The sequence below is a fragment of the Nostoc sp. genome, assembly GCF_035638895.1.
Taxonomy (GTDB): domain Bacteria; phylum Cyanobacteriota; class Cyanobacteriia; order Cyanobacteriales; family Nostocaceae; genus Nostoc.
In genome coordinates, this window is record NZ_DASQZC010000716.1 from 1 (window position 1) to 10,039 (window position 10,039).

The 10,039-nt window shown below is 42.4% G+C and carries 8 protein-coding genes and 1 pseudogene; 5 read left to right on the forward strand and 4 right to left on the reverse strand.

Going from position 1 to position 10,039, the window contains the following annotated elements:
* Positions 1-91: 91 nt before the first annotated feature.
* Positions 92-475: pseudogene (locus VE944_RS33890) on the forward strand (IS701 family transposase); the annotation flags it as partial.
* Positions 476-651: 176 nt separating this feature from the next.
* On the opposite strand, the gene VE944_RS33895 reads toward VE944_RS33890, so the two are convergent.
* The 4 genes from VE944_RS33895 to VE944_RS33910 form a co-directional block, all read right to left on the reverse strand.
* Positions 652-1,002: a DUF1257 domain-containing protein gene (locus VE944_RS33895; RefSeq protein WP_012407317.1), complete on the reverse strand. Its 351-nt coding sequence runs from the start codon at positions 1,000-1,002 to the stop codon at positions 652-654.
* A 139-nt stretch (positions 1,003-1,141) separates the two neighbouring features.
* Positions 1,142-2,656, reverse strand: a complete 1,515-nt coding sequence (gene ycf46 / locus VE944_RS33900) for a stress-responsive protein Ycf46 (RefSeq protein ID WP_190730587.1) — start codon at positions 2,654-2,656, stop codon at positions 1,142-1,144.
* Between the two features lie 78 nt (positions 2,657-2,734).
* Positions 2,735-3,088 (reverse strand): slr0373 family blue light stress response protein, encoded by a 354-nt coding sequence (locus tag VE944_RS33905; protein ID WP_324988158.1) that lies wholly within the window; start codon positions 3,086-3,088, stop codon positions 2,735-2,737.
* 225 nt (positions 3,089-3,313) lie between these two features.
* Positions 3,314-4,123: an FHA domain-containing protein gene (locus VE944_RS33910; RefSeq protein WP_324988161.1), complete on the reverse strand. Its 810-nt coding sequence runs from the start codon at positions 4,121-4,123 to the stop codon at positions 3,314-3,316.
* A 221-nt stretch (positions 4,124-4,344) separates the two neighbouring features.
* Here VE944_RS33910 and VE944_RS33915 point away from each other — a divergent pair, with 221 nt between their 5' ends.
* From VE944_RS33915 to VE944_RS33930, 4 genes are all read left to right on the forward strand, one after another.
* Entirely contained in the window at positions 4,345-4,875 is a 531-nt protein-coding gene (locus VE944_RS33915; protein WP_324988164.1) for a hypothetical protein, read from the forward strand.
* Between the two features lie 175 nt (positions 4,876-5,050).
* The gene (locus VE944_RS33920) at positions 5,051-6,205 is read left to right on the forward strand and encodes an NAD-dependent epimerase/dehydratase family protein (protein WP_100899423.1); all 1,155 of its coding nucleotides are present in this window, start codon (positions 5,051-5,053) and stop codon (positions 6,203-6,205) included.
* A gap of 231 nt (positions 6,206-6,436) precedes the next feature.
* Positions 6,437-7,582: a glycosyltransferase family 4 protein gene (locus VE944_RS33925; protein WP_324988168.1), complete on the forward strand. Its 1,146-nt coding sequence runs from the start codon at positions 6,437-6,439 to the stop codon at positions 7,580-7,582.
* A gap of 123 nt (positions 7,583-7,705) precedes the next feature.
* Positions 7,706-10,039, forward strand: a 2,334-nt coding sequence (locus VE944_RS33930; RefSeq protein WP_324988171.1) for a GAF domain-containing protein, incomplete at its 3' end; no start/stop codon positions are given.

A 10,039-nucleotide genomic window follows, 5' to 3' on the forward strand; every position in this document is an offset into this window, starting at 1 on the left:
TGGCGGCTTTTTTGTGACTTTACCCATAACTTTGCCGCAGCTGCAAGCTTATGCTTCCAATAAAGGGTGGCAAGATTATGGTTCCAGTTGTGTAACAGGAGATAGCTGGTATTCAGGAGTAGAAAATTTAAAATTTCTAAAAAAGCAGAAATTGGGTTTTCTATTCGGGATTGAAAAAAATAGAACTGTCTAAAGTGAGCCGCATAAGTATTGCCAGGTAAGTACTCTGGTGATTCCAGAGTCAGGATTAAGAACTCATCTGAAAAAATTTGGATTTATAAAGTTGTTTAGGAAAGACTTCAAGAAAGAAGACTCTAGGCACTATATTTTGTATGTTCCAGATGAGGAAAGAAGATTGGAGTTTATGCGGTCTGAAAAAATAATTAGCAATTGGTACGAAGTACAACGAAATATGTTCACATTAGTTATACGTGAGCATATTTTTGCAAACCTTAGCAGCGATCGCATTTTCTAGACAACATAGATAATCTTTTTTGTCAATGCGTAAGTCCTAAATGTTACTACGATGAAATAAAATTACTAATATAAAAAATCGGGACTGAGAAATACATTTCAATCCCGATAAAAAAGCGGGCTAACCGCTATTTATATGGTTAACCCGTGCAGCTTTGGGAACGCGCAGAGAAATTGTTATTGCAATACCAACTTCACATTGGCGTTTTGCAGACCGCGTTGTTTTACTTCAGCCAAAGTTTTGTTAACGGCATACTTTTGGTTGATTGAGTTGATCAACTCGGTTTGGTTGTGCTTCTTAGCAACGCCCCACAGGTCAGCGATTAGGTCAAAAGAACCATCGCTATTGCGAGACCAGCCGAGGTCATATTCGCCATCCAACATAGCTACGATGTCAGAACGAACACGCTGACCATTGTAACCACGGACATCAGCTTCAGTCTTTACGCTGATACCGAGGTCGCGCAAGGAAGCCTTGAGGATTTCGGCATCGGTGATTTTGGTACGCAGGGTGCTAAAGTGAGACATTTGGGTTTCCTCCAATGAGAAGATTGAGAAAAACGACAACGGTTTGTTTTGGGCGAAGCCGCGTTAGCAGGATGCGGCTTTTTTTAAACTGCTAGCATTCAGAGCTAGCCTTTCCCCCTGGGATGGCAGAGGAAAGCTTTTAGAACTCCATTCGCTGATATTCAGCTACGGAGGACGCTGCGGGGCGTGCACGCTGTCTGGCCCAATCTCTCAGAGCCGTTACTTGTTCTTGCATCGTTCGAGACAGCGGCAATGTTGCCTTCAGTGCAGCAATAATATCTAGTTGGGTGAACTCCCGATCTTGGGCAAAAGCTTCATACATTGCCGCAACGATCGCTTGCTCAACTTCTGCCCCAGAAAAGCCATCAGACATCTTAGCTAGTTGCTCAAGATCGAATCGAGAGATGTCTTCACGGCGCTTGGTCAGGTGGATATTGAAAATATCCTGCCGCTCTTCTGGTGTTGGCAGATCCACAAAGAAAATTTCATCAAAGCGTCCTTTCCTCAGAAACTCGCCAGGTAAGCGTTCTACTCTGTTGGCAGTTGCCATCACAAACACTGGTGATTTCTTATCTTGCATCCATGTGAGGAAGGAGCCGAAGATTCTACTTGAAGTCCCCCCATCGGAATCGGAAGAACCTCCACTACCAGCAAAGGATTTATCCAATTCATCGATAAACAAAATCGCTGGGGAAATAGATTCTGCTGTTTTCAGGGCGTTTCGCAAGTTTGCTTCACTTCGTCCCACCATTGAGCCGTCGTAGACTCGCCCCATATCTAACCGCAACAGTGGTAAACCCCACAGTCGGGAAGTAGTTTTGGCAATTAATGACTTACCACAACCGGGAACTCCGAGAATTAACATCCCTTTTGGTTGAGGCAAACCATACTCTCTCGCTCTTTCTGTAAAAGCGTTAGAGCGTTGCTTGAGCCATCTTTTTAACTCTTCTAAGCCACCTACAGCATCAATGGTTTCATCTTCTTCAATGTATTCTAAGATTCCATTGCGCCGAATTAATTGCTTTTTCTCAGATAAAACTATATCTACCTCATCTTCCGTCAAACGCCCTGTTGTTACCTGTGCCTTTCGGTAGACTTTCTCAGCTTCATCTTTAGTTAGACCTAAAGCTGCTCTAAGAAGCTTTTCTCTGGCTTCTGTAGTCAAACGGCGACCACGGTTTTGGTCTACGTGCTGAGTTAATACTTTATTCAACTCTGCCATATCTGGCAGTGTAAAATCGATAACAACAACTTCTTTTTCTAACTCTATAGGTACTTGTTGCATTGGCGACATCAAAATGATGTTCTTTTGCGTACCTTTAAAGCTAGCGATCGCATCACGTAACGATCTATTTGTTGCAGGCGCATCAATAAAAGGATGTAAATCTTTAAGAATAAATATACTAGGTTCTTTCTGGCGAATTATCCACTCAATCGCCGCCTCTGGAGACACGGTATTGTGTTGGGTAACATTCCGGGGCTGACCATACTCTACAATCCCGTGTGTTACTGTCCAAACAAATACTCGACGCTGGGGCTTTAACTCTGACTGGGCGATTGTGGAAATTGCTTGCTCGGCCCGCTCTTCCTCGGAGGTCACAAGGTAGATTAAAGGGTATTGAGCTTGAATTAGGATCTTGAGCTCTTGGTTCATACTTCGACCTACTTGAGACCTTATAGAGACAGTAGAGACATTGCTTCTGGTAAAGACAACTGAATCATTAATATCTATCTAGCAAGGAACTAACTCTTCCTCACCCTTGGGATAGGTTTCATCCTCATCCATTTCATCAATGGAAAGATGTGCTTGACCAACTACTCCTGGTTGATTGCCTAAAGCAACCAGTTCCCCATCACGTAATACTAGTGAGCTATCACAAGTTGGACATGAATAAACTCTATGAGTCCGCCCATAAGAAGAATCTTCTACCTCGTCAACCAATTCTGAATTAGATAAGTAAAAAACGAGGGCACGTTCTGCAAGTTCTGACATTGGTTCTGAATCGACTGCTGAACGAATCTTCAATTGTTTGTGCAACTCTGGCGATAAATACAAAGTGACCTTTTGCTTAGTTTGCGTTTGCATATAACTCTTTAACGGTCTTACCCGGGTATGTATATTAACTTATCGGTTCTTCTATTGGTTGTCAAGACAGTAAAACGTTTTGACGCCAATTTTGTTACATTTGTTCACACTTGAGGCTGAAATACTGTTTATTGAGTGATAAATAGCTGACTATAAACCTCTTAGAATTAATCAGGACTTAGGCACTCAAAACCTGAAACCTCAATGGGAATTAGCGATCGCTATTTAATGATTGCCTGAGTTGGCTGATTTTTTAACTATTTGCAGCGTAAGCGGATTAAAGTTGAACACCTTTCCGGTTGTAAACAACTGATATCCACAAGAGATGCCAGCGAATGACACCAGCAAAGAGAAAAGGGACACAGAACCCATTACAACACCACTGGCGATGAATAGAGCAATTCCTACCCCAATCAACACCCATCCCAGTTTTCGATTATCGCGTCCACCCCAATTTAGAGCTACTACACCTCCGATACACAGCAAAATTCCAGGTGTGCTGCGTAAGTAGACACTCACATAAATACTTGTACTTAAAAATGTAACGCCTGCGAGGATTAGTCCTAAGCCAATGAGCTTGCTGGCAAGGATTACTTGTTCCTCTTCTTTGCCGATGGTAGGCGCTGTAATTTTTGTGGGCGCGGAGTTTGGCGGAGGATTTTTTGTAGCAGATGCAGAGTGCTGCTGCACCCTAAACATGAAAGTTATTTTTTCTCCTTGCCCAAGGGAAATTTTATCTCCTGGATGCAGTGGGAAAAAAACTTGAGGTTGAATTTTCGCACCATTAATATATGTGCCATTAGAACTGCCCAAATCGGTGATATGGTATTCATCCCCATTTATCCAAATTTGCGCGTGGATGCGAGATGCCACATCCGAATCTGGTAAGCCAGAAATATCAATATCTGGTGGTTTTTGCTCGTTTGGCTTACCGATGCAAATTACAGAAAGATTTGCTGGAAATTGTAAAGATGTGTTGGTTTGAAAGTGAAAAAGCTCCAAAGTTAGCTCGGCTGTCTGAGATGCACTGTGCATAAATTGTGTGATAAAGCACTTTTTATAAGTTTCTCTACTGAGAACTACAAAAGAGAATGGTAAATATCCTGAATATTATTGAATTTTTAATGAGCGCTCTTGTGATGCAGTTTCTTCAGCAGTTTACGGATTCGAGAATAGCTAGTAAATTGGCGAAGGTATTGATCTGAGTTTCTGGCACTTCTATAAAATCAGTGACTTTGGCAAAATGTGTAATGTAAATGGCTACTGCTAATAAAATCTGTAGTTTGGGGCGAAGAATTTATCGGTTTGCCGCCAGCGTTAGCGGAGTTATTGCCCTGTTAATAATTTTGTGGGGTTGCACTGCAAATAATTTTAACGCTGGAGCGATCGCCTGGAAAACTTATAGCAACTCCCGTTATGGCTTTGAATTTCCATATCCGAGTAACTGGACTTCTTTAGCAGCACCAGCAAATGATGATGGAATTGCGTTTCTTTCACCACAGGATAACTCAGTGGAAATTCGGGGGTGGGCAAGTCAGCAGTTACCAAATTCTATTGTTACAGATCAAGAATCTGTGAAAAAGATAAAACCCAACTTTCAAACCGCCCAAGGAGTGTCTGGGGTGCTGGTTGTAGAAGTTGATCAACAAGTAAGTTCAATGACACTGACACTAACTCAGAGTCAAGTGAAATACTACTGGCAGGGACGAAGCAAGAGCCAAGAATTTCAAAATTACTATCGTTTCTTTTATTACATTGCCCAGCAGTATCGCATTCCGAAGTCTTGAGTGAGGAGTAGAGACGCGATTAATCGCGTCTCTACAAAAGTTAGGATAATTCCGTTTATTTTCCACCATTTCCCCCTGCTCGCTGCTCCCAAAATCCACATCTCTCCCAGAATGATGATTGAGAGGGTACACAAACCTGATAGATTTAGCTATCAGCGAGTAAAAACTGGTGAAGATGAAAGTCCTGGTTATTGGTGGTGATGGATATTGCGGTTGGGCAACTGCTCTTTACCTTTCCAATCGAGGTTATGAAGTTGGAATTTTAGATAGTTTAGTGCGGCGGCATTGGGATAATGAACTTGGTGTCGAAACTCTCACTCCGATCGCACTAATTCAACAACGTCTCCAGCGCTGGCAAGATTTGACAGGTAAATCTATCGATTTGTTCATCGGCGATATTACAAATTACGAATTTCTCCATAAAACATTACAGCAATTTCAGCCAAATGCTCTGGTGCATTTTGGTGAACAGCGTTCGGCCCCATTTTCCATGATTGACCGAGAACATGCAGTTGTTACCCAGGTCAATAATGTAGTTGGTACGTTGAATTTGCTGTACGCCATGCGGGAAGATTTCCCCGACTGTCATTTGGTGAAGCTGGGGACGATGGGCGAATACGGTACACCCAACATCGACATCGAAGAAGGGTATATCACCATTGAACACAATGGACGCAAGGATACCCTACCTTATCCCAAGCAGCCCGGTTCGATGTACCATTTAAGCAAAGTCCATGATAGTCATAACATCCACTTTGCTTGCCGGATTTGGGGATTGCGGGCAACTGATTTAAATCAGGGTGTAGTTTATGGCGTCTTAACCGAAGAAACGGGGATGGACGAACTATTGATTAATCGGCTGGATTACGATGGTGTGTTTGGTACTGCACTAAACCGCTTTTGTATTCAAGCAGCGATTGGACATCCGTTAACTGTCTACGGTAAAGGTGGACAAACTCGCGGATTTTTGGATATTCGGGATACAGTCAGATGTGTAGAATTAGCGATCGCTAACCCTGCCGAGGCTGGTGAATTCCGCGTATTTAACCAATTTACCGAACAATTCAGCGTCGGCGACTTGGCATTGATGGTGAAAAAAGCTGGTAACGCTATGGGATTGAATGTAGAAATCAATCACTTAGATAATCCCAGAGTCGAGAAAGAAGAACATTACTTCAACGCTAAAAACACTAAATTGCTCGATTTAGGTTTACAACCTCACTTGCTTTCTGATTCTTTACTCGATTCTCTGTTAAACTTTGCCATCAAGTATCAGACGCGAGTTGATCACAAACAAATTCTGCCCAAAGTCTCTTGGCACAGAAATTAGGATAAACCCCAGTAAATCGTGGGTTTAACACTGGTCGTCATGTTTTAGCACAATATGACGACCAATTAGTTATTATTTATCAGGCGTATCGTCCAGCTATTACTAAATTTGCGTTTACCATAGTTATTTTGACTGTGCAGAATTGATTACAGCACGCGAGACAGTTTACTCTGGTTTAATAGCAAAATGCACTCTAAGCTGAGATTATCTGCCTGGACTGAATAGTTTTATATGAGAATTGCCCTATTCACCGAAACCTTTTTACCCAAGGTTGACGGCATTGTAACGCGTCTGCGCCATACTGTTGACCATTTACAGCGCAGTGGTAATCAAGTGTTGGTGATTGCCCCTGATGGAGGCATCACAGAACACAAAGGCGCTAAAGTTTACGGCGTTACTGGCTTTCCTCTGCCATTGTATCCAGAATTGAAAATGGCACTTCCCCGCCCAGCCATTGGGTACGCTTTGGAAGAGTTCAAGCCAGATATTATTCATGTCGTGAATCCAGCCGTTTTAGGTTTGTCTGGGATATTTTATAGCAAAATTCTCAAAATACCCTTAGTAGCGTCTTATCACACCCATTTACCCCAATATCTTCAGCATTACGGCTTGGGGATGCTGGAAGGTTTTCTTTGGGAACTGCTCAAAGGCGCTCATAATCAAGCTGCTTTGAATCTGTGTACCTCCACAGCAATGGTGGAGGAACTGACAGCACATGGTATTGAACGTGTAGATTTATGGCAGCGTGGGGTGGATACGGAATTATTTCACCCGGATTTAGCTAGTGTAGAGATGCGATCGCGCCTATCACAAAATCATCCAGAAAGTCCATTGCTACTTTATGTGGGGCGACTTTCTGCTGAAAAAGAAATTGAGCGCATCAAACCAATTTTAGAAGCAATTCCCGAAGCCCGGTTAGCATTGGTTGGGGATGGCCCCCACCGTGAAGCATTGCAAAAACACTTTGCTGGCACAAATACTTATTTTGTTGGGTATCTCATGGGGCAAGAATTAGGTTCTGCCTTTGCGAGTGCTGATGCCTTTATCTTTCCTTCTCGTACAGAAACACTAGGTTTAGTATTACTAGAAGCAATGGCAGCTGGCTGTCCAGTAGTAGCAGCCCGTTCTGGGGGAATTCCTGATATCGTCACAGATGGGGTAAATGGATATCTTTTTGAGCCAACAGCAGATGTTCAAGGAGCATTAGCTGCTACTATTCGCCTCTTAGAACAAAAACAACAACGAGACATCATTCGTCAAAATGCTCGCCAGGAAGCAGAAAGTTGGGGTTGGCCATCTGCTACCAGACAGCTATTAGATTACTATCAAAAGGTAATATTTTCTGAAAAGTTGGCAAAATCAGGGAGTAGGGAGTAGGGAGTGGGGAGATGAGGGAGCAGGGGAGCAGGGGAGGCAGGGGGAGCAGGGGAAGAAGAACTATTATTGACCCATGCCCCATGCCCAAAATTTAAAATTTAAAATCTAAAATCTAAAATTCCCATGACACTCCCTAACCCTGGCAGCGTCTTGGCTACATTAACTGAACTGACTCAAGTTAATCGTACTCACGCCTTACTGCGTCGTGTTAAAGACTTATCTGTTAATGAATTTGTTTGCTTACTCGACTTCATAACTGCTGAGTTCCAGCAATTTCTTAGAGCTATTGAACTAATTAATAATGAAGCTCTAGAAACTATGTTGGAGAAGGTGCTAGAAGCTATCACACTCAAAATTGGTCAAATCCTGCAAGCAGAACACACAGCTATTTTTTTAGTTGACTATGACAAAGGTCAACTGTGGTCAAAAGTTCCTCAAGATAATACCCAAAAATTCTTAGAAATTCGGACTCCCATCACAGTGGGTATCCCCGGTCATGTTGCCAGTACAGGTGAATATCTAAATATATCTGAAACTTATACTCATCCCTTATTTAGCCCAGAACTTGAAAAACAAATGGGCTACAAAATCCATAATATTTTATGTATGCCTGTTACCAGTAGCAAAAACCAGACTGTAGCAGTAGTGCAACTGGCTAATAAAACCGGAAATGTTCCATTTAATCATGATGATGAAGAACGTTTTCGAGACTTCGCCGCTTCTATTGGTATTATTCTAGAAAGCTGCCAATCTTTTTATGTAGCCGCTCGTAATCAAAGAGGCGCAACGGCTTTATTGCGGGCAACTCAGACATTGGGGCAAAGTCTGGATTTAGAAGCAACTTTGCAGATAGTCATGGAGCAAGCTCGAATTTTAATGCAAGCAGACCGCAGCACACTGTTTTTATATCGTAAAGAGATGAGCGAACTCTGGACGAAAGTTGCTGCGGCGGCAGATGGCACAAACTTGATAGAAATCCGCATTCCCGCTAACCGTGGCATTGCTGGCTATGTGGCCTCCACTGGTGAAGCTTTAAATATTTCCGATGCTTATAAAGATCCCCGGTTTGACCCGACTACAGATAGAAAAACTGGGTATGTAACTCGTAATATTTTGTGTTTGCCAGTATTTAATTCGGCTAATGAATTAATAGGCGTTACACAATTAATTAATAAACAACAAAGCAGTTTTACCGCTTCTGATGAAGAGTTTATGCGGGCTTTTAATATTCAGGCAGGAGTTGCTTTAGAAAATGCTCGTCTGTTTGAAAATGTGCTGTTAGAAAAACAGTATCAAAAAGATATTTTACAAAGTTTATCAGATGCGGTGATTTCTACAGATATGGCAGGATGCATTGTTACAATTAATGATGCAGCGTTAGAGTTGCTGGGCTGTGCTATAAGAAATGCTAATAGTAAGAACAACAAGCTTTCATGGGAACAACATTTGATTGGTCGCTTAGTTTGGGAAGTTGTGCCTATTGAAAATCTCCAAATGCGGCTAGAAGATAGTTTAAAAACTGGAGCTAAACATTATGTGCCAGAGCAAAGTTTGATAGTAGGAATTTCTCAAGTTAAAAGTGAGGAGTTAGAAGTTAAAAGTGAGACTGAAGAATCAAAATTCAGGACTCAGGACTCAATTTTAGCAGTCCGCGATCGCACTAACCCCGATGTGTTCATTCCCTGGAATCTACCCCTCACTTCCCAATCTGAGTTTCTTACTGCTAATAAGGTGCAAAAATTAGAACGCAGTACGAATCTCACTGTTAATCCCTTAACGAACCCCGAAGGCGGTGTCCGGGGTGGTTTGGTGGTGTTAGAAGACATCAGCCAGGAAAAACGGATGAAAACTACCATGTCCCGCTACCTAACGCCCCATGTAGCCGAGCAAATCATGGCTTTAGGGGAAGATGCTTTAATGGTGGGTGAGCGCAAGGAAGTAACCATCTTGTTTTCTGATATCCGGGGCTACACCACACTTACAGAAAATCTCGGTGCAGCCGAAGTGGTATTGCTGCTCAATCAGTATTTTGAAACGATGGTAGAGGCGGTTTTTAACCACGAAGGCACTCTTGATAAATTTATTGGTGATGCCTTAATGGCAGTATTTGGTGCGCCGTTACCACTTACAGAAAATCATGCTTGGAGGGCTGTACAGTCAGCATTAGATATGCGACAACGGTTAGAGGAATTTAACCGACGGCGAATTATCCAGGCGCAGCCACAAATCCATATTGGCATTGGGATTAGTTCTGGGGATGTGGTTTCGGGTAATATTGGTTCCCGCAAACGCATGGATTACACCGTAATTGGAGATGGCGTAAATTTGAGTTCGCGTTTAGAAGCGGTAACTAAAGATTATGGTTGTGATATAATTCTAAGCGAATTTACTTATCAGCTTTGCAGCGATCGCATTTGGGTGCGCCAGTTAGATAAAATTCGAGTCAAAGGGAAACAC